Source organism: Streptomyces sp. SYP-A7185 (assembly GCF_046103685.1).
Lineage (GTDB): Bacteria > Actinomycetota > Actinomycetes > Streptomycetales > Streptomycetaceae > Streptomyces.
The window spans coordinates 3,686,407-3,711,634 of sequence record NZ_CP122310.1; the positions used below are offsets into that span (position 1 = coordinate 3,686,407).

Genomic DNA, 25,228 nt, shown 5'->3' on the forward strand with positions numbered 1-25,228 from the left:
GCCCGGTGACGGGTCCGGTCGCTCCGCGTGGGGCCACCTAGACCCCCATGTAGTCCAGGCCCGACGCGGTGCCGGTGGAGGTCGGCTCGCTCGTCAGCGGGGCGGCGTCGGCCAGCGGAGGCTCGCTGGTCAGCGGGGCGGCGTCGGCCAGCGGGGGCTCACTGGTCAGGGGCGGCTCCAGGCAGCCGCAGGAGCACGATCCGTCGAGTCCCGAGTCGGGACCGGACACCTGTTTGGAGAGAGCGGAGAGGAGGAGGTTCGCGGAAGCAGGCACGTAGGGCTCCATCGTCAAGGGGGCAGGTCTTCGGCAGCCCTACCCAGTGCACGGGGTCGCAGACATATCCGTTGTATGAACGTGCGCGTGCTCACATTCGTTTCCCTGAGCGGAGGCCGGACGCAAGATCTTCCTTCTCCCCCACCCTCGGTCACCCCGTCTCTGCCCCCATCCCGCCGATACATTCCGGCCCCGTCGCGGTTCGCCCCCGATCCGGCGACCCCCCACGGCGTCCTCCACGGCACCTCCACGGCACCTCCACCGCCCTTTCCGGCCTTACCGGCCGTAGCGGCTTTAGCGGCCTTACCCGTCTTACCCGCCTTACCGGCCTTCCGGGGCGATCCCCCGCCGGACCCACGCCGATCCCGCCCGATCCCGCCCCGTCCCACGCCGGACCGGCGCATGTCACAGGGAAGAAAACCCCCACAACACCCACGCCCGTTGACACCCCCGCCACGCGAGTGGTGGGCTCAGTGACACCCTGAGACAACCGACGCACCAAACGTGATCAACAGTACGAGGGACAACGAGGAGAGGGCCGTGCAACTGCGGCGCAGGAAGGGCGCGGCGGCCATCGCCGTCGCCGTCATCGCAGGCGCTCTCGGCGGCGCCCACGGCGCCGTCGCCGCCCCCGGTCTCCCCGGAAAGCCCGGCGCGCCCGCCACGTCCCCGGACGACGACCGGGAGAGCGACGGCACCCTCCCCCCGGTCTGGCCCCGCCCCCAGTCGATGAGCGCGGCCGGGGCCACGGTCACCGTGACCGACGAGGTCGTCCTGGCCACCGGGCAGGACCCCGATCCGTACGCCCTGGACGCCCTGCGCGCCCTTCTCCTGGACGCGGGCGCGCGCGAGATCATCGAGGTGAAGGACGGCGGGCTGCTCCCCGCGGGCGGCGGGAGGCTCGTCGTCCGCGCCGACGGCACCGGCGCGGACCAGGCGCTGCGCACCCTCGGCGCCCGTGCCCGCGGCGACCTCCCCTCCGGCGGCTACCGCCTCGCGGTGGGCCGGATCGGCGGCCAGGACACCGTCGCCCTCGCGGGCGCGGGCGAGGACGGCCTCTTCCACGGCGCGCAGACCCTGCGCCAGCTGATCACCCGGAAGACCGGCGGCACGGCCACCGTCCCCGGGGTGCAGATCCGCGACTGGCCCGGCACCGCGGTCCGCGGCATGACGGAGGGCTTCTACGGCACGCCGTGGACCCGCGAGCAGCGCCTCGACCAGATCGACTTCATGGGGCGCACGAAGCAGAACCGCTACCTCTACGCCCCCGGGGACGACCTCTACCGCCAGGCGCGCTGGCGCGAGCCCTACCCCGCCGAGCAGCGCGCCGACTTCCGCGCCCTCGCCGAGCGGGCCGAGCGCAACCACGTGACGCTCGCCTGGTCCCTCGCTCCCGGCCAGGCCATGTGCATGTCGTCCGACCAGGACGTCAAGGCCCTGAACCGCAAGATCGACGCGATGTGGGCGCTGGGCGTGCGCGCGTTCCAGCTCCAGTTCCAGGACGTCAGCTACAGCGAGTGGCACTGCGCGGCGGACGCCGAGACCTTCGGCTCGGGCCCCGAGGCCGCCGCGAAGGCGCACTCCCGCGTCGCGAACGCCGTCGCCCGGCATCTGGCCGAGCGCCACCCCGGCGCGAAGCCGCTCTCCCTGATGCCCACGGAGTACTACCAGGACGGTTCCACCGCGTACCGCGACGCGGTCGCGCAGCGCCTCGACGAGGGCATCGAGGTGGCCTGGACGGGCGTCGGCGTGGTCCCCAGGACGATCACCGGGCGGGAGCTCGCGGGCGCCCGCAAGGCGTTCGGCTCGCATCCCCTGGTGACGATGGACAACTACCCCGTCAACGACTTCGCGCAGGACCGTATCTTCCTCGGCCCCTACACCGGCCGTGAGCCCGCCGTGGCCACCGGCTCGGCGGCGCTGCTCGGCAACGCCATGGAGCAGCCCTCCGCCTCCCGCATCCCCCTCTTCACGGCCGCCGACTACGCCTGGAACCCGCGCGCCTACCGCCCGCACGAGTCCTGGCTCGCCGCGATCGACGACCTCTCGGGCGGCGACCCCGGGGCGCGCAGCGCCCTGCGGGCCCTCGCGGGCAACGACGCGTCCTCCGTGCTCGGCGCCGACGAGTCGGCGTATCTGCGCCCCCTCATGGACGACCTGTGGCGGGCGCGCACGACGACGGACACCGCCCGCATCGAGAAGTCCGCGCGCGCCCTGCGGGACGCCTTCACGGTCATGAAGGAGGCCCCCCGGCGGCTCGCGGGCAGCGACCTCGCCACCGAGGTCCGCCCCTGGGTCAGGCAGCTGGCGCGCTACGGAGAGGCCGGCGAGACGGCGGTCGACATGCTGCTCGCGCAGTCCTCCGGCGACGGCGCGGCGGCCTGGCGCGCCTCACGCACCCTGGCGGGGCTCCAGAAGGAGCTGAAGGCGGGCCGGGCGACCGTCGGCAAGGGCGTCCTCACCCCCTTCCTGACGCGCGCGCAGAAGGCGTACGGATCGTGGGCGGGGCTCGACGGCGCGCAGGCCTCGGACCGCGCGACGGTGCGCGTCCCCCGCGCCCGTCCCCTCACCGCGGTGACGGCGCTGACCGACCCCGGCACGAAGGGCAGCGTCGAGGCCCACGTCCCGGGCGAGGGCTGGCGCCGCCTCGGCCCCCTCTCCGCCACGGGCTTCACGGAGGCCAGGCCCGAGGGCGGCGTCCCCCGGGCCGACGCCGTGCGCGTCACGGTCACCGAGGGAACGGTCCGCCACGTCGTCCCCTGGTACGGCGACGCCCCCAAGGCCCGCTTCTCCCTGGCCCGCACCGAGGCCGACGTGGAGATCGGCGGCGGCCCGCAGCGGATCACCGCGAAGCTGACCTCCCTGCGCCCCGGCGACGTCCGGGGCAAGGTCACGACGAAGGCCCCCAAGGGCATCGAGGTGCGCGCCCCGGAGAAGACGACGCTGCCGCGCGGCACGCGGGTGGACGTCCCGGTCGACGTCACCGTCCCGGCGGGCACGCGCGCGGGGACGTACGAGATCCCGGTCACGTTCGAGGGCCAGACCCGCACGGTCTCGGTCCGCGCCTACCCGCGCACCGCGGGGCCCGACCTGGCGCGCGGCGCGAAGGCCTCGTCCTCGGGCGACGAGACGAAGGACTTCCCGGCGTCCGGCGCGAACGACGGCGACCCCACGACCCGCTGGTCCTCGCCGGTCGAGGACGGCGCCTGGTGGCAGCTGGAGCTCGCGGAGCCGGTCAGGCTGGGCCAGGTGGTCCTGCGCTGGCAGGACGCGTACGCGGCGGGCTACCGCGTGCAGACCTCCGCCGACGGCAGGACCTGGCGCACGGCGGCGACCGTGAAGGACGGCAAGGGCGGCCGCGAGTCCATCCGCATGGACGCCCGCGACACCCGCTTCATCCGCGTCCAGGGCGACAAGCGCGCCACCCGCTTCGGCTACTCGCTGTGGTCGGTGGAGGCATACGCCGTGGCCGCGGCCGCCGACGACTGATCGGCGGCCGGCGGCCACGGACGACAGAGCCCGGATCGCCTAGGCGGAAATGCCGTCGATCCGGGCCATCGCGTCGTCCGCGCCGAACGGCTGCAAATACGGCAGCCAGCGCGGATCCCTGTGCCCGGTCCCGATGATGCGCCACGCGAGGCCCGAGGGCGGCGCGGGCTTGTGACGCAGGCGCCACCCCAGCTCCAGGAGATGGCGGTCCGCCTTGGTGTGGTTGCAGCGGCGGCAGGACGCCACCACGTTCTCCCAGGCGTGCTGACCGCCACGGCTCTTCGGAATGACGTGGTCGACGCTGGTTGCGACGCCACCGCAGTACATGCACCGACCCCCGTCGCGGGCGAAGAGCGCCCGCCTGGTCAGCGGTACGGGCCCGCGGTAGGGGACCCGGACGAACCGCTTGAGGCGGACCACGCTGGGTGCGGGGACGGTGCGTGTCGCGCTGTGCATGAAGGCGCCGGATTCCTCGAGGCAGAGAGCCTTGTTCTCCAGGACGAGGACGAGCGCGCGGCGGAGCGGTACGACGCCGAGAGGCTCGTACGACGCATTGAGGACCAGGACGTGCGGCACGGATGCCTCCTATTACGCCGGCGGCGCGTGGCTCGCGCCGGGACGATCTGTAGCCAGTCTCCCCTCATGCCTGGTCCAAGCGCCACCATGTGCTCGTAACGGGCTCGGAGTGTTTTCGACCACACATGTACGACACCCTCATCTTCCCCAGGTGAGCACCGTCTCTCCCTCGAACATCACAACGATCCACACACAATGCCCCGTTAGTGTGGTGTCTCTGCCCGAGTGCATCTCTTGGACAGACCGCTATGCCTGGAGGTACCTGCCGTGTTCCTGTCCGTCCTGTCAGCAGCCGGAACGGACCCGGACGACAAGACGACGCCGAAGCCCCCGACCCTGGACGACGCCCAAGAGCACGCGACGAACGCCGCGAGCTGGGTGGAGCAGAACTGGTCGGCGTGGCTCGGCATCGGGCTCCGCATCCTGCTGATCGTCGCCGTCGCCATCGTCCTGCGTGTGGTCATCCGGCGTTCGATCACCAAGCTCATAGAACGCATGAACCGCACGGCCCAGTCCGTGAACGGCACGGCGCTCGGCGGTCTGCTGGTCAATGTCGAGCGGCGCCGCCAGCGCTCGCAGGCCATAGGTTCGGTGCTGCGCTCGGTGGCGTCGTTCCTGATCCTGGGCACGGCCGCGCTGATGGTCCTGGGCACGTTCCAGATCAACCTCGCCCCGCTGCTGGCCTCGGCGGGTGTGGCGGGTGTGGCGATCGGTTTCGGCGCCCGGAACCTCGTCACGGACTTCCTCTCGGGCGTCTTCATGATCCTGGAGGACCAGTACGGCGTGGGCGACTCGATCGACGCGGGCGTGGCCTCCGGTGAGGTCATCGAGGTCGGCCTGCGCGTGACGAAGCTGCGCGGCGACAACGGCGAGATCTGGTACGTCCGCAACGGCGAGGTCAAGCGCATCGGCAACCTCAGCCAGGGCTGGTCCACGGCCGGCGTCGACGTGACCGTCCGTCCGGACGAGGACCTGGAGAAGGTCAAGACGACGCTGGTCGAGGTCGGCGAGTCCATGGCCAAGGACGAGCCGTGGAACGAGCGCCTGTGGGGCCCGGTCGAGGTCCTCGGCCTGGACAGCGTGCTCCTGGACTCGATGGTCGTGCGGGTCTCGGCCAAGACGATGCCGGGCAACGCCCTCGGCGTGGAGCGCGAGCTGCGCTGGCGCATCAAGCGGGCCTTCGACGCGGCGGGCATCCGCATCGTGGGCGGCCTGCCGCTCCAGGCCGCGGAGGAGGCGGCCGCGGACCCCTCGGCGGGTGTCGCCGCTCCGTCGGCGTACGCGTCGGCGACCTCCCCGCAGTCCCTCGCGGCCTCCCCGATAGCCCCGCCGCCGAACCTCGCGAAGTAGCGCGGCGGCCCCGCCGGACGCACCCCTTGCAACACCACGCCCCCGCAGGTAACGACTTGGTTGCCGCGGGGGCGTTCGCTATTGACGCCTCATTCACGCCAGCCGTACGGTCCTCACGAATTGGAAAGTTTCCTAACAGTTAACCGGGCAGCCGAAGGACAGGGGTCGTCATGGCAGCAGCAGGCAGCACTCCGGGGACCCCGGGCACGCCCAGCGTCCTGCGGGCCATGAACGACCGGGCGGTGCTCGACCTGCTCGTCGTGCACGGCCCCCTCACCCGGACCCGCATCGGTGAGCTGACCGGCCTCTCCAAGCCCACCACCTCCCAGCTCCTCGGCCGGCTCGAAGCGGCCGGCCTGGTGCACACCACCGGCAGCCTCAGCGGCCGGCCGGGCCCCAACGCCCTCCTGTACGAGATCGACCCGGGCGCCGGCCACGTCGCCGCGCTCTCCGCCGACCCGACCGGCATCACCGCCCTCGTCGCCGACATCACCGGCACCGTCCTCGGCCAGGCCCGCGTCGAGGCGGTCGCCGTCGCCGAGGACGTGCGCCACCGGACCGCGCAGCTGGTCACGGAGGCCGTCGACGAGGCGCTGCGCCAGGCGGGCCTGGGCCACGACGACCTGCGGGCCGCGGTGATCGGCACCCCCGGCGCCATCGACCCGCACACCGGCGAGCTGCGGTACGCGCCGCACCTGCCGGGCTGGCACTCGCGGACGCTGCGCGACGACCTCGCCGCGGTCCTCGGCACCCCCGTGGTCATCGAGAACGACGTGAACCTGGCCGCCGTCGCCGAGCAGTACGAGGGCGCCGCCCAGGACTACGACAACTACGTCCTCACCTGGCTCGACGAAGGCGTCGGCGCCGCCATCGTGCTCGGCGGCACCCTGCTGCGCGGCGCCACCGGCGGCGCGGGCGAGATCGGCTACATGCCGCTGCCGGGCGCCCCGCTGGTGCGCGGCGGCGCGCAGAGCGGCGACGGCGGCTTCGAGAGCCTGGTCTCCGCGTACGTCGTGCGGGAGCTCACCGGCGGCGGGGCGACGCTGGAGCAGGTCATGGCCGACGACACCGCGCTCGGCGAGGTCGCCCGGCGCATCGCCACCGGCATCGCCGCGGTCGTCGCGGTCGTCGACCCCGAGCTCGTGGTCCTCTCCGGCTCTGTGGCCCAGGCCGGCGGCGACAAGCTGCGCGTCCGGGTCGAGGAGGAGCTGACCGGCCTCGCGCTGCCCCGCCCGGAGATCCGCATCAGCGAGCTCGACGGCGACCCGATCCTCACCGGCGCCCTCCGCTCGGCCCTCACCCAGGCCCGCGACCAGGTCTTCGACACCGCCTGAGCCGCCCGCCCGGCCCCTTCTGACGCCCCCCGCACCTCCTCTCACCTCCCCTCCCCCGTAAAGGAAGTCCGCCATGCCGCGATGGCGCATGCCCACCTGCGCGTCCGCGGCGCTCGCCGCAGCCGGTCTCTTGCTCTCCGGCTGCGCCAATCCGAGCGTCGGCAGCGCGAACGACGACCCGAGCAAGCCGGTCACCCTGAAGTTCTGGCACGGCTGGGCGACGCCCGGCGAGGTCAAGGCCGTCGACGACAGCATCGCCCGGTTCGAGGAGCTGCACCCGAACATCGACGTCAAGGCCACCGGGAACGTCTCCGACGAGACCATCAACCAGGCCTTGCGGGCGGGCGGCGACAAGGCGCCGGACGTGGTGTCCTCCTTCACCACCAACAACGTCGGCCAGTACTGCGACTCCGGGATGTGGGCGGACCTCGATCCGTTCATGAAGAAGACCGGCATGGACAAGCGGAAGGTCTTCCCCAAGACCCTGCTCGACTACACCAGTTACCGCGGCAACCAGTGCGCGCTGCCGCTGCTCGCGGACGCCTTCGGGATGTACTACAACAAGGACGCCTACAAGAAGGCGGGCATCGAGCGCCCGCCGCGCACGATGTCCGAGTTCGAGAAGGTCGCCAAGAAGCTGACCGTGCGCAGCGGAAAGAACTCGTACAAGCAGGTCGGGTTCATGCCCAACTTCCGCTTCTACCAGAACAGTCCCGACCGGCTCTTCGCCCAGTGGGGCCCCCGGTACTTCGACGCGGACGGCAACTCGCGGCTCGCCGAGGAGCCCGCCACGTACGAGTTCTTCAAGACGGCCCGCGAACTGGCCGCCGTGCAGGGCGGGTTCGACGACCTGGAGCGGTTCCGGCTGACCTTCGGCGACGAGATGTCCAGCCAGAACGCCTTCCTGACCGGCAAGGTCGCCATGCACCTGGACGGCGAGTGGCGCGGTCTGATGCTGGACGAGGCGAAGGCGAAGTTCGACTGGGGCGTGGCCCCGCTGCCCGTCCCCGACGACCAGGCGGACACGTACGGGCGCGGTTTCATCACCGGCACCGTGGCCGGGATCGCGCACAGCAGCAAGCACCAGAACGCCGCGTGGGAGCTGGTGCGGTTCCTGACCGCCGACACCAAGCAGGTCGTGCGCTTCGCGAACGCCATCCACAACGTGCCCTCGACGTTCGCGGCGCTCAAGTCGCCCGACCTGGACGCCGATCCGACCTTCCGGACCTTCTTCGACATCCTGGAGAACAAGCACAGCAAGGCCCTGCCGCCCTCCGTCAACGGCGGCGCCTACGTCGTCTCGCTGGGCGACTTCTCCTACGCCGTCGAGGCCGGGCGCGTGGGTGATCTGCGAGGGCGCCTGAAGGAGCTCGACGAGCAGATCGACGCCGACACCCTCCAGTCGAAGAGCTGAGCTGAGGACCCCGCCATGGCACTCTCCCTCTCCCACCCCGCGCGCCGCAGACTGCGCACGCTCGGTTTCCTGTCCCCCTGGCTGATCGGCTTCAGCGTCTTCTTCGCCTACCCGCTGATCGCCACCGTCTACTTCTCGTTCATGCACTACAACCAGATCAAGCCGCCCACTTTCGTGGGGCTGCGGAACTGGACGTACGTGTTCGAGCAGATGCCCCTGTTCGGGCCCGCCCTGTGGAACACCCTGTGGCTCGTCGTGGTCATGGTGGCCGTGCGGGTGGTCTTCGGGCTCTCGCTCGGCGTGCTCATCACGAAGATCAAGACCGGGGCCGGCTTCTTCCGCACCGCCTTCTACATCCCCTACCTCGCCCCGCCGGTGGCCGCCACCGTCGCCTTCGTCTTCCTGCTCAACCCGGGCACGGGACCGGTGAACGAGATCCTGGGCGCGGTCGGCATCTCCGGGCCCAACTGGTTCAACGACCCCGACACCGCCAAGCCCTCGCTGGTCCTGCTCTCCCTGTGGGGCATCGGCGACCTGATGGTGATCTTCATGGCGGCGCTCCTGGACGTGCCGAAGGAGCAGTACGAGGCCGCGGAGCTCGACGGCGCCGGGGCGTGGAGCAAGTTCCGCTTCGTGACCTGGCCGGCGATCACGCCGATCGTGATGTTCGCGGTGGTCACGGGCGTCGTGCAGACCATGCAGTACTACACGCAGGCCCTGGTCGCGGGGAAGGTCGCCTCCGGCGTCAACATCGGCCCCGGCTCGGTGATCCAGCCCGGCTATCCGGACCACTCGACCCTCACGGTCCCCCAGCTCGTCTACTCGATGGGCTTCCAGAACTTCAACACCGGTGCCGCGTGCGTGCTCTCGCTCGTGCTCTTCGCCATCGCCATGGCCGTCACGCTGCTCCTGATGCGCAAGCGCTCCGGACTGCTCGCGGCGGAGGACTGAGGAATCCGATGACTTCCACGACTCTCAGCGCGCCCGCCCCGGCGCCCGAACGCACCGCCCCCGCCCGGGGCCCCGCCGCCGCCCGCGCCCGCCGCAAGCGGATCCTGCACTGGATCGCCGTGCACAGCGTGGCGATAGCCGTCGCGCTCCTGTTCGTCCTGCCGTTCGTCTTCGTCTTCCTGACGTCCGTGATGAGCGACTCACAGGCGATGAGCGGCGACCTGTGGCCCGACTCCTGGCACTGGTCGAACTACCGGCAGGTCTTCGAGACGCCGGGCTTCCTCGACTGGTGGCGCAACTCGCTCCTGTACGCGGGCCTCGGCACCCTCTTCACCGTCTGCTCGGCGATCCCGGTGGCGTACGCGCTCGCCAAGTTCCGCTTCCGCGGCCGGCGCACGGCGATGCTGCTGGTCATCTCGACGATGATGCTGCCGCCGCAGGTCATCGTGATCCCGATGTACCTGGTGTGGGCCCAGCAGTTCCACCTGTCGGGCACCCTGTGGCCGCTGATCATCCCGATGGCGTTCGGCGACGCGTACTCGATCTTCCTGCTCCGGCAGTTCCTGCTGACCATTCCCAAGGAGTACATCGAGTCGGCGAAGGTCGACGGCTGCGGCGAGTTCCGCACCATGGTCAAGATCGTGGTGCCGATGGCCAAGCCCGGCATCGCCGCCATCGCGCTCTTCCAGTTCTTCTACTGCTGGAACGACTACTTCGGCCCGCAGATCTACGCGGCGCAGAACCCCGGTGCGTGGACACTGAGTTACGGGCTCGAATCCTTCAAGAGCGCCCACGCCGTCAACTGGAACATGACCATGGCCGCGACGCTGCTCGTCATGGCACCCGTGATCCTCGTCTTCTTCTTTGCGCAAAAGGCCTTCGTCGAAGGCGTCACCCTCACCGGAGTAAAGGGCTGAGAACCGATATGAAGCTCGCAGTGGTCGGCGGAGGGTCGACCTACACACCCGAACTGATCGACGGATTCGCGCGGTTGAGGGACACCCTGCCGATCGAGGAACTCGTCCTCGTCGACCCCGCCGCCGACCGTCTCGAACTCGTCGGGGGCCTGGCGCGGCGCATCTTCGCCAAGCAGGGGCACCCCGGCACCATCCGCACCACCTCCGACGTGGACGCGGGCGTCGCGGACGCCGACGCGGTCCTGCTCCAGCTGCGCGTCGGCGGCCAGGCCGCGCGCCAACAGGACGAGACGTGGCCCCTGGAGTGCGGCTGCGTCGGCCAGGAGACCACCGGGGCGGGCGGCCTCGCCAAGGCCCTGCGGACCGTGCCGGTCGTCCTCGACATCGCCGAGCGCGTCCGCCGCACCAACCCGGACGCCTGGATCATCGACTTCACCAACCCGGTGGGCATCGTCACCCGGGCGCTGCTCCAGGCCGGCCACAAGGCCGTCGGCCTGTGCAACGTCGCGATCGGCTTCCAGCGCAAGTTCGCCCGGCTCCTGGACGTCGCGCCGGGCCAGGTCCACCTCGACCACGTGGGGCTCAACCACCTCACGTGGGAGACGGGCGTACGCCTGGGCGGCCCCGGCGGCGAGGACATCCTGCCCAAGCTCCTCGCCGAGCACGGCGAGGCGGTCGCCGCCGACCTGCGCATGCCGCGCGAGATCGTCGACCGGCTCGGCGTCGTGCCCTCGTACTACCTGCGCTACTTCTACCAGCACGACGCGGTGGTCGAGGAGCTGCGGACCAAGCCGTCGCGCGCCGCCGAAGTGGCGCAGATGGAGCGCGAACTCCTGGAGATGTACGGCGACCCGGCGCTCGACGAGAAGCCCGAGCTGCTCGCCAAGCGCGGCGGCGCCTTCTACTCGGAGGCGGCCGTGGACCTGGCGGCCTCGCTGCTCGGCAACGGCGGCAGCCCCTACCAGGTGGTGAACACCGTCAACAACGGCACGCTGCCGTTCCTGCCGGACGACGCGGTCATCGAGGTGCAGGCCACGGTCGACGGCACGGGCGCCAAGCCACTGGCCGTGCCGCGGCTCGACCCGCTGTACGCCGGGCTCATCGCGAACGTCACCGGGTACGAGGACCTGGCCCTCCAGGCCGCGCTGCACGGTGGCCGCGAGCGCGTCTTCAAGGCGCTGCTCGCGCATCCGCTGGTCGGCCAGTACACCTACGCCGAGCAGCTCACCGACCGCCTGATCGCCCACAACCGGGAGCACCTGGCGTGGGCGTGAGCACGAGCGTGCTCGCGATCGACGCGGGCAACAGCAAGACCGACGTCGCGGTGGTCGCGGCCGACGGCACCGTCGTCGGCGCGGCCCGCGGCGGCGGGTTCCAGCCGCCCCTGGTGGGCGTCGAGGCGGCGGTGGACATCCTGGAGGAGGCGGTGACGCGCGCCCTCGCGGAGGCGGGCACCGCCTCCGCCGGGCATGTGTCCGCCTGCCTCGCCAACGCCGACCTGCCCGTGGAGGAGCGGGAGTTGGCCCTGGCCCTGCGCCGCCGCGCGTGGGGGCCCTCGGTCGACGTGCGGAACGACACCTTCGCCATCCTGCGGGCCGGCCTCCTGGAGGACGCCGAGCCGCGGGGCGTCGCGGTGGTGTGCGGGGCGGGCATCAACTGCGTGGGCATGCTGCCCGACGGGCGCACCGCCCGCTTCCCCGCCATCGGCCGGATCTCCGGTGACTGGGGCGGCGGTGGCGGCCTGGCCGAGGAGGCCCTCTGGTACGCGGCGCGGGCCGAGGACGGCCGCGGCGAGGCGACCGCCCTGCGCGAGGCGCTGCCCGCGCACTTCGGCCTGTCCTCCATGTACGCGCTGATCGAGGCCCTGCACCTGGGTTCCGTCGCCCCCGTACGGCGGCACGAGCTGACGCCGGTGCTCTTCGCCACGGCGGCGGCGGGTGACGCGGTGGCGCGCTCCCTGGTGGACCGGATGGCCGACGAGGTGGTGGCCATGTCGACCGTGGCCCTGGAGCGTCTGGGCCTGCTCGGCGAGGAGACCCCGGTGCTCCTGGGCGGCAGCGTTCTCGCCGCCCGCCATCCGCAACTGGACGACCGGGTGCGGGCGTTGCTCGCCGAGCGGGCGCCCAAGGCGGTGCCCAGGGTGGTCGTCGCCCGTCCCGTGCTCGGCGCGGCGCTGCTCGGCTTCGACCAGGTGGGAGCGCCCACCGAGGTGCACGCGCGCGTGCGGGCGCACTACGAGGCGGGGGCTTCCTGAGCGGTGGCCGGGTGCGCCGGCGCGGAGTTCGTCGGCCCGGGAGGGAACCGAACCGCACCGAATCGCGTATTCAAGGGCAGGGGTGGTGTGCGATCTTCGCGTGACCGGTGCTTCGCGTGACCGGCGCGGGGTGATCCACACGCAGGGGTCCGGACACGGTGATCCGCACAAGATCCAGTCAATGCCTGTGCGGATACAGCTCCCTGCGGCGATACTTGCGGCCGTGCCCTTCTTCCCGCGCCGCGCACGCCGGGCAAAAGCGCACGTCCGATGACCAAGGGGGAGGTCGAGGTCGAGGTGACACACCCGCCGAACGGCAGCGCCGCGCCGCCGGGACAGGCCGCGCCGACGATGCCCACGGTCCCGCCGCAGGCCGGGCCGGACTCCACCGCATCCGCACAGGCCGCGCAGGCCGCGGCGCCCCGGCGCCCCGCCTGGGTCGAGGGCCGGGACCGGCTGCGTGCCGCGGCCACCACCGAGCCGGGCAGGCTGCGGATCATCGGGGCCTTCCTCGCCCTGCTGGTCGTGGCGTTCGGCGCGGTCACCACCTGGCAGATGTCCGACCGCGCGGCGGCCGCGGACAGCGTCCTGAACCGCAGCCAGCCCCTGAGCGACGACGCGGCGGCCATCTACCGCTCACTGGCGGACGCCAACACCGCGGCCTCCAGCGGCTTCCTGGCGGGCGGTCAGGAACCCGCCGACGTACGCGACCGGTACAAGGCGGACATCGACCGCGCCTCCGAGAAGCTGGCGAACGCCGCGTCGAACGCGGGCTCCGGATCGTCGGCCGCGGCATCGGTGAGCAAGCTGAACAAGCTCCTTCCGGAGTACACCGGCCTGATCGAGCGGGCCCGCGCCAGCAACCGCCAGGGCCTGCCCCTGGGCGGCGCCTATCTGCGGTACGCGAACGACAAGATGCAGACCCAGATGCTCCCGGCCGCCGAGCAGCTCTACACCGCGGAAAAGCAGCGCCTTGGCCGGGACTACGACGACGCGAAGCCGTATCCCTGGATCGCCATCGTCATCGGGCTGCTCGCGCTCGGCGTCCTGTTCTGGGCCCAGCGCCGCAACTACCGCCGGACGAACCGCGTGTTCAACCACGGCCTGGTCGCCGCGACCGCCGCGTCCACGGTCGTCCTGCTCTGGCTGGTCGTCGGCCACACCTTCGCCCGCTCGGGCCTCGACGACTCGTACGACCACGGCGTGCGCTCCCTGAACGTCCTGAACGACGCCCGCATCAGCTCCCTCAAGGCCCGCAGCAACGAAAACCTCACGCTGGTCAGCCGGGGCGCGGAGACCGTCGAGGTCGGCGCGGACAAGGACATCAAGGACAAGTTCGACGTCGCCTACCAAGACCAGATGAAGAAGCTCAGCGGCGCCGACGGCTTGCTCGCCAAGGCCGCCGCCATCGCCGACGACTCCGCGGGCAAGAGCCCCGTCGAGGCGGCCACGAAGAACGTCTCGGTCTGGAAGGACCGGCACAAGACCGCGCGGGACAGCGACGACGCGGGCGACTACAAGGGAGCGCTCGCCAAGGTCGTCGGCGACAAGAGCGACGAGCCCACCGGCGAGTGCTTCGACAACGTCGACGACGCACTCGAAGACGCGCTGGCGCACGAGCGCGGCGAGTTCGAGCAGGCGGCCGAGGACGGCAAGGGCGCGATGAGCGGCCTCCCGGTGGGCGCCGCCGTGCTCGGGGTGCTGGCCGCGGCGGGCGCCGTGCTCGGCGTCGGGCGCAGGCTGTCGGAGTACAGGTGAGAGGGGGCGAGCGGACGATGCGTACGCGAGGACTGGCGAGGACGCGCGGCTGGGGCGGAGCCGCCGCCATGGCGGCGGCCTGCGCGCTCACGGGCTCCCTCGTGCTCGTGCTGCCCGAGGCCGGTGGCGCGGCCGGGTCCGGCACCGGCGAGGACCGCGCGTCCAAGGGCTCCGCGGCGGCGGCTCCCGCCCGCGCCGAGGAGTGCGAGGCCCCGGAGGAGAGCCTGTCGCCCAGCGGCAAGGACGGCCCGACGATCGAGGCCATCCGCGACCGCGAGGTCAAGAAGCTCATCGTCGGCGTCGACCAGAACAGCTACCGCTGGGGCTACCGCGACCCGAACAAGAAGACGGCGACGCTCGAAGGCTTCGACATCGACCTCGCGCACAAGATCGCCGAGGAGATCCTCGGCGACCGCGACGCCGTGCTGTTCCGCGCCATCCCCACCAACCAGCGCGTGAAGGCGATACAGAGCGGGCAGGTCGACATGGTCGTACGGACCATGACGATCACCTGCGAGCGCGAGAAGGACGTCTCGTTCTCCACCGCCTACTTCAAGACCGGCCAGCAGGTCCTGGCCCCCAAGTCCTCGGACATCACCGGGTTCGACGACTCCCTGAACGGCAAGAAGGTCTGCTCCGCGAAGGGTTCCACCGCCCTCGCCCAGCTTCAGGAGCTCAAGAAGAAGGGCCTCGACGCGGACATCGCGACGACGGTCCCGAACCAGCTGGACTGCCTGGTGCGGCTCCAGCTCGGCGAGGTCGACGCCGTCGTCACCGACAGCGCGCTCGCCGCGAGCCAGGCCGCGCAGGACCCGACGGTCGAACTGAAGGGCGAGGAACCGCTGAACACCGAGTACTACGGCGTGGCGATGAAGAAGCCGGAGGGCGGCAAGGACGACCTGGTGCGCCGGGTCAACCAGGTCCTGGAGGACTATCGCAAGAGCGGCTGGCAGAAGTCGTACGACAAGTGGCTCAAGCCCGCCCTCGGTGAATCGGCGGGCCCGCCCGCCCCGAAGTACGGCGACTGAGCCGGACGTGCACAGCAACGCAGAGCGGAGAGGTGATCGATGAGCGTCGCGGGACCCCCCGGTCCGGTGATGGACCGGGACGAGGTGGACCGTGCGCTGGCGCGGCTCGACGCCGAGCACGAGGCGATCGAGACCTCGCTCCTCGCCCTCCAGGATCACGCCGGCCGCAGACTCCTCGAAGGGGCCGGGCTCACCGGCCTCACCCAGGAGCGCTGGCAGACCACCGAGCAGCAGATCACCCTCCTGTGGGCCTACTTCGACGCGTACGCCGACGCCCTGCGCTCGGCGCACGAGGTGCGGGCCCGCAGACGCTGGCCCAACCGGGACGACCTGGTGGAGCTGACCGAACTCCTTCGCGGTGAGAGCGTCACCGTCGCCGGCGGCGCCGCCCCCGCGCCGTCGGCCTCGATCACCGGACCGGCCAAGCTCACCGAACGCTTCACGCTCATCGACCTCGTCGCCCGGATGAACGACCTGTACGCGCACTCGCTCGACATGGTCGTCGCCGCCGACGCGGTCTGGTCCGCGCTGCCCGCCCGGATAGACCTCCTGGCCGCCGAACTGCACCGCACCCGCCAGCTCGCCCACTCCGTGGGAGTGCGCCCCGGCGAGCACCCTTCGGGCGACGACCTGGAGCGGATCACCGAGGAGCTGACGCGCCTGCGCGAGCAGGTCATCTCCGACCCGCTGGCCTTCTGGCAGCCCGCGCGGGGCAGTTCGGCCCCCGGCGGCGGCCGCCCGCACACCGAGCGGTACGACCGCGAGGCCCGCGCCCTGGAGGACGTGCGCCGCGAGATCGACGCGGTGCTCACCGTCCGGCAGGACGCGGAGCTGCGCCTGGGCAGGCTGCGGGACGTGCTCTCGCGCGCGGACCGCACCCTGGCCGAGGCACGCTCCGCGCGCGGCGAGGTCCTCGCCAAGATCGCCGCGTCCGAGGTGCCCGCCGTCAGCGGTCCCTCGACGGCGCTCCAGGAGCAGCTGGCGATGGCGTCCGACTACCGCAGGCACGCCCAGTGGCACCGGCTCTCCCCGCTCCTGGAGTCCCTGGAGCAGAAGGCCGAGGACGAACTGATGCGCGCCCGCGAGTCGCTGACGGCCGTCACCCAGCCCCTCGCGGTCCGCGCGGAGCTGCGCGGCCGGCTCGACGCGTACAAGGCGAAGGTCTCCCGGCTCGGCCACGCGGAGGACCCGCTCCTGGTCGAGCGGTACGACGCGGCGCGCCGGATGCTGTGGAGCGCGCCCTGCGATCTGCGCGTCGCCGAACAGGCGGTGCTTCGTTATCAGCAGGCGGCAGCCGAAGTCCTCGCATCGAGGGTCCCGCAACAGGGCGGTCCCACCGACCGGAGGGGGGAAGCATGAGTGAGCAGCAGAAGTGCCAGCGACCCGGGTGCACGGGGTCGTACGAGGACGTGGGCGGCGGCGAGCTGTACTGCGACACCTGCGGTCTGGCCCCGGTCGTCTCGCCGACGGGCCTGGTGTCCTCTCCCCCGACCGGCATCACCGCCGGCGGCAAGGGCTCGGGCAGCAGCAGCTCCCGGTCCAGCTCACGCGCCTCCTCCCGCTCGTCGCGGTCCCAGTCCTCCCGCAGGTCGGTGTCGGGGCGGCTCTCGCGCTCCCTGTCCGGCAGCTCCACGTCCCGCTCGGTCTCGGTGCGCAGCTCCGGCTCCGGCGCGGGCACCTCGGCCCGCAGCAGGCTGGGCGTCGGCCTGGTCCAGGTGCCGGAGGTGCCGCGCCCCGATCCGCGCCAGGCGGTGCAGGAGAACCCCGAGGTTCCCGAGCGGAAGCGGTTCTGCTCGCGTTCGGACTGCGGGGCGCCGGTGGGCCGCGCGCGCGGGGAGCGTCCCGGGCGCACCGAGGGGTTCTGCACCAAGTGCGGCCACCCGTACTCGTTCGTGCCGAAGCTCGCCGCCGGCGACATCGTCCACGGGCAGTACGAGGTCGTGGGCTGCCTGGCGCACGGCGGGCTCGGCTGGGTCTATCTCGCCGTCGACCGGGCGGTGTCCGACCGCTGGGTGGTCCTCAAGGGCCTGCTCGACACGGGCGACCAGGACGCGATGGCCGCCGCGATCTCCGAGCGCCGCTTCCTCGCCGAGATCGAGCACAGCAACATCGTCCGGATCTACAACTTCGTCGAGCACCTGGACCAGCGCACGGGCTCCATGGACGGCTACATCGTCATGGAGTACGTCGGCGGCAAGTCCCTGAAGGAGATCGCCAACGAACGCCGCACGCCGCTGGGCAAGCGCGACCCGCTGCCCGTGGAGCAGGCCTGCGCGTTCGGCATCGAGGCCCTGGAAGCCCTCGGGCACCTGCACAGCCGCAATCTCCTGTACTGCGACTTCAAGGTCGACAACGCGATCCAGACCGAGGACCAGCTCAAGCTGATCGACATGGGCGCGGTCCGCCGCATGGACGACGACGAGTCGGCCATCTACGGCACGGTCGGGTACCAAGGCCCCGAAGTCGCCGAGCTCGGCCCGTCGGTGGCCTCCGACCTGTACACGGTGGCGCGCACGCTTGCGGTGCTCACCTTCGACTTCCAGGGCTACACGAACGTCTTCGTGGACTCCCTGCCGGACCCGGACAACATCGAGGTCTTCCGCCAGTACGAATCGTTCTACCGCCTCCTCGTGCGCGCCACCGACCCGGACCCGGCCCGCAGGTTCGCCTCGGCACAGGAGATGGCCGAGCAGCTCACGGGCGTCCTGCGGGAGGTCGTGGCCCTCCAGACCGGGCGGCCGCGGCCCGCGCTCTCCACGCTGTTCGGGCCCGAGGTGAAGGTCACGGACACGGAGCTGTTCGCCGAGCTGACCGGCGACGTCTCGCAGTTCGGGGTGCGCGTGCTGCCCGCGGGGCGGCGCAACGGACGCGCCGCGCCGGCGGGAGGCAACGGCGGGCGTGCGGCCAACGGCACTCCGGCTCTCGCACCGGCAGCACCCGCCGCACCACCCGCGCCGCCGTCCGCGCCCGGGGCCGCGCCCGGTTCTGCCCCGCCGCCGGTGCCGCCGGCCGCCGCGCCGGCCCGGATCGTGCGCGCCCTGGACACCTCCGCGACGGCTCTCGCGCTCCCGGTGCCGCGCGTGGACCCGAACGACCCGAACGCCGGGTTCCTCGCCGGGCTCATGGCCTCCGCGCCCGCCGAGCTGATCACCGCGCTGCGGGCCGCGCCCGCCGACTCCGTGGAGCTGCGGCTGCGCGGCCTGCGCGCCCGCCTCGCCATGGGGGAACTGGCCTCCGCGGCGCAGGCGTTGACGGAGCTAGAGACCCGGCATCCGGACGACTGGCGGGTCGTCTGGTACCGCGGCATCGCCTCGCTCGCGACCGGCGACCACGAGAACGCCGCGCTGTCCTTCGACGCCGTGTACGACGCGTTCCCCGGTGAGCCCGCGCCCAAGCTGGCCCTCGGCGTCTGCGCGGAGGTCCTGGAGCAGCTGGACAACGCGGCCGAGTACTACCGCCTCGTGTGGACGACCGACCCGAGCTATGTCAGCGCCGCGTTCGGCCTGGCCCGCGTACAGCTCGCCTCCGGCGACCGGCGCGGAGCCGTGCACACCCTGGAGTCGGTGCCCGAGTCCTCGATCCACTACACCGCGGCCCGCGTCGCGGCGGTGCGGGCGAGGCTGCGGCACCGCATGACACCGGACACCGCGCCGACGCCCGGCGCCTCCCTGTCCGACTTCCTCGACGACCTGACGGCGGCAGCGGGCCAGGTGGACGCCCTGGCGGGCTTCGGTCTGGACGCGGTGCGCCGCGAGCGACTCTCCACCGAGGTCCTCGGCACCGCCCTCGACTGGGTACTCTCCGGTAGGCACTCAGGTCACGCTTCCGCCCCGCCGGCAGCACCCGCTGCACCGGCGAGCGGCTCGCGGACCGTGCTGCTCGGCAGCGAGCTGGACGAGCGCGGCCTCCGGTTCGGCCTGGAGCGCTCGTACCGCACGCTTGCCCGGCTCGCACAGGGTGGCGAGGAAAGGATCGAACTGGTGGAGCGGGCAAACCGTTTCCGCCCTCGGACGTGGGTGTGAAGATGTCGCAGATGCACCAGCAGACCGCCGGGGCAGGCACGTGCCCGGGCTGCGCGGAACCGCTGGAATCGGGTGACCTGTTCTGCGGCGCGTGCGGGTACGACCTGTCGGCACAGCCGGCCGGGTCGGACGACCGCCCCACCGTCGCGATGAACGGCTCTTCGGCCGTGCCACCGGCCGCGCCGCGGCCCGGCGCCTCGTCGGAGTGGCCCGTCGCGCCGGACGTGGACAGCTCCGACATGCCGGTGCCGGCGCACCTGCCCACCGACCTGCCGGTCACGGAGTCGTCGGGCGGCGGGCACGCCCCGCACGCGGGCGAGGTGCGGACGGACGCCCCCTTCGCCCGCCCCGCCGAGCCGGACGAGTACCCCCTGCCCGCCCCCGGCGCCCCGCAGGAGCCCGAGCCCGCCGATCCCCGGGCGGTGCTCTCCGAGCCCACGCCGCCCGCGGGCACCAAGCTCTGCGTGGCGTGCCGTTCGGGCCGGGTCGACCCCGACGGCTACTGCGAGAACTGCGGGCACGCCCAGCCCCGCGAGCGCGACCACATGGAGCAGGAGCTCGACGCGGTCGCCGCGGTCAGCGACCGCGGCCTGCGCCACCACCGCAACGAGGACGCGTTCGCGATCTCCTCGGCCGCGCTTCCGGACGGCTCCCCGGCCGTCGTCGCGATCGTCTGCGACGGCGTCTCGTCCGCGACCCGCCCCGACGAGGCCTCGCTCGCCGCGTCCCGCGCGGCCAACGAGTCGCTGCTCGCCGCCCTGCCGCGCGGCACGCACCCGCAACAGGCCATGCACGACGCGATCCTGGCGGCCTCCGACGCCGTCAACGCCCTCGCGGACGAGCCCACCGAGGCCAGGGAGCACGCCCCGCACCAGAACGCGCCCGCGTGCACGCTCGTCGGCTCGATCGTCGCCGGCGGCCTCCTGGTCGTCGGCTGGGTCGGCGACAGCCGCGCCTACTGGGTGCCCGACGACCGCACGGGCCCGACCGTGCGGCTCACCGAGGACGACTCGTGGGCCGCGCAGATGGTGGCCGCGGGCCTGATGAACGAGGCGGAGGCGTACGCGGACGACCGCGCGCACGCCATCACGGGCTGGCTCGGCGCCGACGCGTACGAACTGGAGCCGCACACCGCTTCCTTCAAGCCGGACCGTGCGGGTGTAGTGGTGGTGTGCACCGACGGGCTCTGGAACTACGCGGAAGCGGTGGAGGACATGGCACGCGCCGTGCCCGCCGACTCCGCGCTGCGCCCGCTGCACAGCGCCCAGGTCCTGGTCGGCCACGCACTGGACGGCGGGGGCCACGACAACGTAACAGTGGCGATCGTGCCGTTCCGTGTGGTGCCGCAAGGGGCAGGATCGGCCTAGTGGAGGGCCCCGTCACCGGGGCCGCCCATGCGCACGTGTCACCCGCCGGCTTGGGGAAGCCGGCGGGAACGTAAGGGGGAGCAGGGATCCATGGCCAATTTCTCGAAATCGAACGTGCCGCAGTTCTCGGTCGACGTGTACCAGAACGAGTACCTCCCGGAAGGCGGCCGCGAGGTCAACGCGATCGCCACGGTCACCTCGACGGGCGGGGGCACGGTGGGGTCCGCGGTGAGCGCCCCGCATCTCTACTCGGTGGGCCAGACGCCGGACGCGGCCGTGGCGATCATGGTCGACTGCTCGGGCTCGATGGACTATCCGCCGACCAAGATGCGCGGCGCCCGGGACGCCACGGCCGCCGCGATCGACGCCGTACGGGACGGAGTCCACTTCGCGGTGATCGGCGGCACCCATGTCGCCAAGGAGATCTACCCGGGCAACGGCCGCCTCGCGGTCGCCGACGCGCAGACCCGGGGCCAGGCCAAGCAGGCGCTGCGCAAGCTCAGCGCGGGCGGCGGCACGGCGATCGGCACCTGGCTGAGCCTGGCCGACCGGCTGCTGTCCTCCGCCGACGTCTCCATACGGCACGGGATCGTGCTGACGGACGGCCGCAACGAACACGAGTCGCCCGAGGACCTGCGGGCCTCACTCGACGCCTGCGCGGGCCGCTTCACCTGTGACGCACGCGGTGTCGGCACCGACTGGGAGGTCAAGGAGGTCACGGGCATCGCCTCCGCGCTGCTCGGCACCGCCGACATCGTCGCCGACCCCGCGGGGCTCTCCGCCGACTTCACGCGGATGATGGAGGCGGCGATGGGCAAGGAGGTCGCCGACGTCAGCCTGCGGGTGTGGACGCCGATGGGCGCGGAGATCAAGTTCGTGAAGCAAGTGGCGCCGACGGTCGAGGAACTGACCGACCGTCGTACGGAGGCCGGGCCGCGCGCCGGGGACTACCCCACCGGGTCCTGGGGCGACGAGTCCCGCGACTACCACATCTGCGTCGAGGTGCCGAACGCCGAGCTCGGCCAGGAGATGCTCGCCGCCCGGGTCTCGCTGATCGTGCCGCAGCCGGACGGCAGCGCCCAGACGCTCTCGCAGGGGCTCGTACGGGCCGTCTGGACGGACGACATGGCCGCTTCCACGTCGATCAATCCGCAGGTGGCGCACTACACGGGCCAGGCGGAACTGGCCCAGGTGATCCAGCAGGGCCTCGATGCGCGCAAGTCGGGAGATATGGACGGAGCCACGGCCAAACTGGGCCGTGCCGTTCAGCTGGCCAGCGCCTCCGGGAACGAGGACACCGCGAAGCTGCTTTCGAAGGTGGTCGACGTGGTCGATGCCGTGGCGGGTACTGTTCGATTGAAGGCGAGGGTTGCCGAGGCCGACGAGATGACTCTCGAGACGCGGTCCACGAAGACTGTTCGCGTGAAGAAGTAGTACCGCCCATACTCATCAGTAGCCCCAAAAGCAGCACGTACGGCCTTCGGGCCGGAGAAGGAGAGGGGGAAGCGCCGACATGCCGACCTGCCCGAACGGACACCAGTCGGGTTCCGACGACTGGTGCGAGGTCTGCGGTCACCGCATGGCCGGTGCCGTACCGCCGCCTCCCCCGCCGCCCCCGGCCGCGCCGGGGTACGGCTATCCGCCGCCCGGCCCTGGCCAGGGCCCTGGTCAGGGACCCGGCCAGGACTCCGGATACGGATACCCCCAGCAGGGCCCCGGCCGACCGCACCTGTCGGCCGTGCCGGACCAGGCCGCCGAGCCCGAGCTCTGCCCGCAGTGCCGCACGCCCCGCGAGGCGAACGCGCCGTTCTGCGAGGAGTGCCGCTGGAACTTCCTGACGAACACGGCGACCTCGTACACCCCGGCCGCCCCGCACCCGCCCGCGCCGAGCCCGGCGCAGCAGTTCCAGCAGCCGCAGGGCACCCGGCCCGGCCAGGACCCGTTCGGCTACCAGGGCTCGCGGCCCTCGCAGATGAACCGTCCCGCCGAGCCGATCCCGCCGTTCGGCAACGGCGACCCGTCCGGTCAGGCACCCCCGCCGTACGGCGAGGCGCCCCCGCCGCCCTACGGCGGCGACCCCTCGGGCCGGCCCCCGCAGTCGTTCCAGCAGCAGGGTCCGCCGGCGCCGCCCGCGTTCCCGCAGGAGACGGGCACTCCGCCGCCTCCGCACCAGCCCGGTCCCGGCCCCTCGGGGCAGGGCGGGCCGTCCTTCGGCGGCGATGACGACTGGGTGATCTCACCGCCCTCGTCGTCGGCTCCTTCGGGCCCTTCGGGTCCCGGCGCCCCGCAGGCCCCCGAGCAGGGCCAGTGGGGTCAGCAGCCGCCACAGCAGACGCAGGCGCCGCAGGGTCCGCCCGGTTATCAGGCGGTGCCGGGTCCCAGCACCGGCACGGTCTCCTGGTCGGCGACGATCGGCCCGGACCGCGAGTACTTCATGGCGATGATGCACCGCAGCGGTCCCGAGGCGTCGGGCCTGAACCTGCCCGCGTACTCGCCCGAGCAGCAGCGCCCGCTGGCCGGCAACCAGATCACCATCGGCCGCCGCAGGCACTCCACCGGCGACACCCCGGACATCGACCTGTCCGTGCCGCCGGAGGACCCGGGCGTCTCGCACCAGCACGCGGTCCTGGTCCAGCAGCCGGACGGCAGCTGGGCGGTCGTCGACCAGAACTCGACGAACGGCACCACGGTCAACAACGGCGAGGAGCCCATCCAGCCGTTCGTCCCGGTGCCGCTCCAGGACGGCGACCGGGTGCACGTGGGCGCCTGGACGACCATCACGATCCGGCACAGCTGACCACGCCTGAACACAGCTGCGCACAGCAGGTCTCGCGGGCTCACACGAGTGGCCAGGCGTACGGCCCTTCGGGGTCGTCGAGCCAGGCCCACTCGTGCGGGCCGCGCAGGGTGACCCCGAACCGCTCGCGCACCGGCCGGTCCTCGCGCTGCCACAGGGCGAAGGCCTCGTAGGGGTCGAGACTGCCCCTGGTCAGTTCGAGCAGGAACCGGAAGCGTTCGTTCTGTAGGGCCCCGCGCGGCAGCCCCCCGAGGTGCTGTTCGTACGGGGCCCTTCTGCTGCCGCCCCGCAGCGGCACGAAGTACGCCGGGGTGTGCAGGAAGCGGCCCTCGGCGTGCCCGGCGTCCCGCACGGTCAGCGCGATCAGACCGGTGGCCAGCGGGGCCAGGATGCGAGCGCCGGGACGGCACTGGGCCAGCCAGGCGCGCGGCACGGAGCCCAGGGTGCAGGTCGCGATGATCCGGTCGTACGGAGCGCGCTGCGGGCAGCCCGCGGCCCCGTCGCCCGTGACGACGGCCGGGTGGTACCCGGCGGCTTCGAGATGCCGCCGCGCGGACTCGGTGATCTCCGGGTCCAGGTCGACGGTGGTGACGTGCTCCTCGCCGAGCCGGTGGGACAGCAGGGCCGCGTTGTAGCCGGTGCCCGCGCCGATCTCCAGGACGTCGCACTCCCCCTCGGGCAGCTGGAGCTCCCCCAGCATCTTCGCCATCAGGGAGGGCTGGCTGCTGGACGAGAGCAGCTCGCCGTCCCGTACGCGGGTGGCGAGCGGGGCGTCCGCGTAGGCGCCGTGCAGCCAGCGGTCCCTTCGCGCCGGGTCGGGGTCCTCGCCCCAGAGGCGTTCGTGGCCGCCGCCGGACGACGTCACGTAGTAGTACGGCACGAACAGGTGCCGCGGGACCTGCTCGAACGCCGCGCGCAGCCCGGGGTCCCGCGTCCAGGCACCGCTCGCCCCGATCTCGCGCACCAGGGCGGCTGCGGCCTCCGCGGCGAGCACTGGGTCGACTGTGGGTCCCATAAGGCCACTGTGCTGCCGTACGGCCCGCGATGCGAGCGGCAGAATGTACCGATCCGGAGGAGATCGGTCCCTCCACGGAGGGCTCGGGCTCCCTGCGCTCCGGTGTCGGGCGCCCTCAACAGAGGGCTCGGGGCTCCTCCACGGAGGTCTCGGGTCCTAAGCCTTCCGTCCTCGGCCGTCCCGTCTGAGACCATGGACGACGTGATAGAGATCCCGCGCGGCACGCTTCAGGAGCAGACCTTCTACGAACAGGTCGGCGGCGAGGAGACCTTCAGGCGCCTGGTGCACCACTTCTACCAGGGGGTCGCGGAGGACCCGCTGCTGCGGCCGATGTACCCGGAGGAGGATCTGGGCCCCGCCGAGGAGCGCCTCGCACTGTTCCTCATGCAGTACTGGGGCGGCCCCCGTACGTACAGCGACAACCGCGGCCACCCCCGGCTGCGGATGCGCCACGCCCCGTTCACCGTCGACCGGGCCGCGCACGACGCGTGGCTGAAGCACATGCGGGCCGCCGTCGAGGAGCTGAAGCTCTCCGAGGAGCACGAGCGGACGCTGTGGAACTACCTGACGTACGCGGCGGCGTCCATGGTCAACTCCGAGGGCTGACGCTGCCCGCCGTACGGCTCATCCTGCTGTACGGCTTCTTGCCGCGTGGCAGGCCGTCCGGCCCGCGCGTCCCGGC

Annotated in this window: 19 protein-coding genes; 16 read left to right on the forward strand and 3 right to left on the reverse strand. The window is 72.3% G+C overall.

Translation table 11 applies throughout. From position 1 onward, the window contains the following. Positions 1 to 37: 37 nt before the first annotated feature. Complete coding sequence (locus tag QBL25_RS16200; protein ID WP_344520000.1) at positions 38 to 274, reverse strand: hypothetical protein; 237 nt, start codon at positions 272 to 274, stop codon at positions 38 to 40. 540 nt (positions 275 to 814) lie between these two features. Between QBL25_RS16200 and QBL25_RS16205 the strand changes: the two genes are divergently transcribed. Further along, the gene (locus QBL25_RS16205; protein WP_409062674.1) at positions 815 to 3,763 is read left to right on the forward strand and encodes a beta-N-acetylglucosaminidase domain-containing protein; all 2,949 of its coding nucleotides are present in this window, start codon (positions 815 to 817) and stop codon (positions 3,761 to 3,763) included. A 39-nt stretch (positions 3,764 to 3,802) separates the two neighbouring features. Here the strand turns inward: QBL25_RS16205 and QBL25_RS16210 are convergent, their stop codons facing one another. Continuing rightward, positions 3,803 to 4,339, reverse strand: coding sequence for an HNH endonuclease (locus QBL25_RS16210; protein WP_190080400.1), 537 nt, complete (start codon positions 4,337 to 4,339; stop codon positions 3,803 to 3,805). Between the two features lie 267 nt (positions 4,340 to 4,606). On the opposite strand from QBL25_RS16210, the gene QBL25_RS16215 reads away from it, so the two are divergent. The 14 genes from QBL25_RS16215 to QBL25_RS16280 all read left to right on the forward strand — a co-directional run bounded on the left by QBL25_RS16215 (position 4,607) and on the right by QBL25_RS16280 (position 23,531). Beyond that, positions 4,607 to 5,689 carry a mechanosensitive ion channel family protein gene (locus QBL25_RS16215; protein WP_409057740.1) on the forward strand — a complete coding sequence of 361 codons (1,083 nt, stop codon included), beginning with the start codon at positions 4,607 to 4,609 and terminating at the stop codon, positions 5,687 to 5,689. Between the two features lie 170 nt (positions 5,690 to 5,859). After that, positions 5,860 to 7,023 (forward strand): ROK family protein, encoded by a 1,164-nt coding sequence (locus QBL25_RS16220; protein ID WP_409057741.1) that lies wholly within the window; start codon positions 5,860 to 5,862, stop codon positions 7,021 to 7,023. 73 nt (positions 7,024 to 7,096) lie between these two features. Further along, positions 7,097 to 8,437 (forward strand): ABC transporter substrate-binding protein, encoded by a 1,341-nt coding sequence (locus QBL25_RS16225; protein ID WP_409057742.1) that lies wholly within the window; start codon positions 7,097 to 7,099, stop codon positions 8,435 to 8,437. A gap of 15 nt (positions 8,438 to 8,452) precedes the next feature. Continuing rightward, the gene (locus QBL25_RS16230; RefSeq protein WP_409057743.1) at positions 8,453 to 9,388 is read left to right on the forward strand and encodes a carbohydrate ABC transporter permease; all 936 of its coding nucleotides are present in this window, start codon (positions 8,453 to 8,455) and stop codon (positions 9,386 to 9,388) included. A gap of 8 nt (positions 9,389 to 9,396) precedes the next feature. Then, positions 9,397 to 10,305: a carbohydrate ABC transporter permease gene (locus tag QBL25_RS16235; RefSeq protein WP_409057744.1), complete on the forward strand. Its 909-nt coding sequence runs from the start codon at positions 9,397 to 9,399 to the stop codon at positions 10,303 to 10,305. Positions 10,306 to 10,313: 8 nt separating this feature from the next. Next, positions 10,314 to 11,579, forward strand: a complete 1,266-nt coding sequence (locus QBL25_RS16240; RefSeq protein WP_409057745.1) for a 6-phospho-beta-glucosidase — start codon at positions 10,314 to 10,316, stop codon at positions 11,577 to 11,579. Then, the gene (locus tag QBL25_RS16245; protein ID WP_409057746.1) at positions 11,576 to 12,559 is read left to right on the forward strand and encodes an N-acetylglucosamine kinase; all 984 of its coding nucleotides are present in this window, start codon (positions 11,576 to 11,578) and stop codon (positions 12,557 to 12,559) included. Before QBL25_RS16240 ends, QBL25_RS16245 begins: the two co-directional genes overlap by 4 nt. Before the next feature lie 297 nt (positions 12,560 to 12,856). Continuing rightward, positions 12,857 to 14,317 (forward strand): hypothetical protein, encoded by a 1,461-nt coding sequence (locus tag QBL25_RS16250; RefSeq protein ID WP_409062675.1) that lies wholly within the window; start codon positions 12,857 to 12,859, stop codon positions 14,315 to 14,317. A 17-nt stretch (positions 14,318 to 14,334) separates the two neighbouring features. Beyond that, positions 14,335 to 15,345, forward strand: coding sequence for a glutamate ABC transporter substrate-binding protein (locus tag QBL25_RS16255; protein ID WP_409057747.1), 1,011 nt, complete (start codon positions 14,335 to 14,337; stop codon positions 15,343 to 15,345). A 39-nt stretch (positions 15,346 to 15,384) separates the two neighbouring features. Then, positions 15,385 to 16,704, forward strand: a complete 1,320-nt coding sequence (locus QBL25_RS16260) for a hypothetical protein (protein WP_409057748.1) — start codon at positions 15,385 to 15,387, stop codon at positions 16,702 to 16,704. Continuing rightward, positions 16,701 to 19,367 (forward strand): tetratricopeptide repeat protein, encoded by a 2,667-nt coding sequence (locus QBL25_RS16265; protein WP_409057749.1) that lies wholly within the window; start codon positions 16,701 to 16,703, stop codon positions 19,365 to 19,367. The genes QBL25_RS16260 and QBL25_RS16265 overlap by 4 nt, the downstream gene beginning before the upstream one ends. A gap of 2 nt (positions 19,368 to 19,369) precedes the next feature. After that, positions 19,370 to 20,734 carry a protein phosphatase 2C domain-containing protein gene (locus QBL25_RS16270; protein WP_409057750.1) on the forward strand — a complete coding sequence of 455 codons (1,365 nt, stop codon included), beginning with the start codon at positions 19,370 to 19,372 and terminating at the stop codon, positions 20,732 to 20,734. A 90-nt stretch (positions 20,735 to 20,824) separates the two neighbouring features. Continuing rightward, the gene (locus QBL25_RS16275) at positions 20,825 to 22,168 is read left to right on the forward strand and encodes a VWA domain-containing protein (RefSeq protein WP_409057751.1); all 1,344 of its coding nucleotides are present in this window, start codon (positions 20,825 to 20,827) and stop codon (positions 22,166 to 22,168) included. A 79-nt stretch (positions 22,169 to 22,247) separates the two neighbouring features. After that, complete coding sequence (locus QBL25_RS16280; RefSeq protein WP_409057752.1) at positions 22,248 to 23,531, forward strand: FHA domain-containing protein; 1,284 nt, start codon at positions 22,248 to 22,250, stop codon at positions 23,529 to 23,531. Between the two features lie 40 nt (positions 23,532 to 23,571). Here QBL25_RS16280 and QBL25_RS16285 read toward each other — a convergent pair whose 3' ends face one another. Beyond that, positions 23,572 to 24,546, reverse strand: a complete 975-nt coding sequence (locus QBL25_RS16285; protein ID WP_409057753.1) for a methyltransferase domain-containing protein — start codon at positions 24,544 to 24,546, stop codon at positions 23,572 to 23,574. A gap of 192 nt (positions 24,547 to 24,738) precedes the next feature. Here QBL25_RS16285 and QBL25_RS16290 point away from each other — a divergent pair, with 192 nt between their 5' ends. Continuing rightward, a complete protein-coding gene (locus QBL25_RS16290) occupies positions 24,739 to 25,152 on the forward strand; it encodes a globin (RefSeq protein ID WP_409057754.1) in 414 nt (137 codons plus the stop codon). Positions 25,153 to 25,228 lie beyond the last annotated feature (76 nt).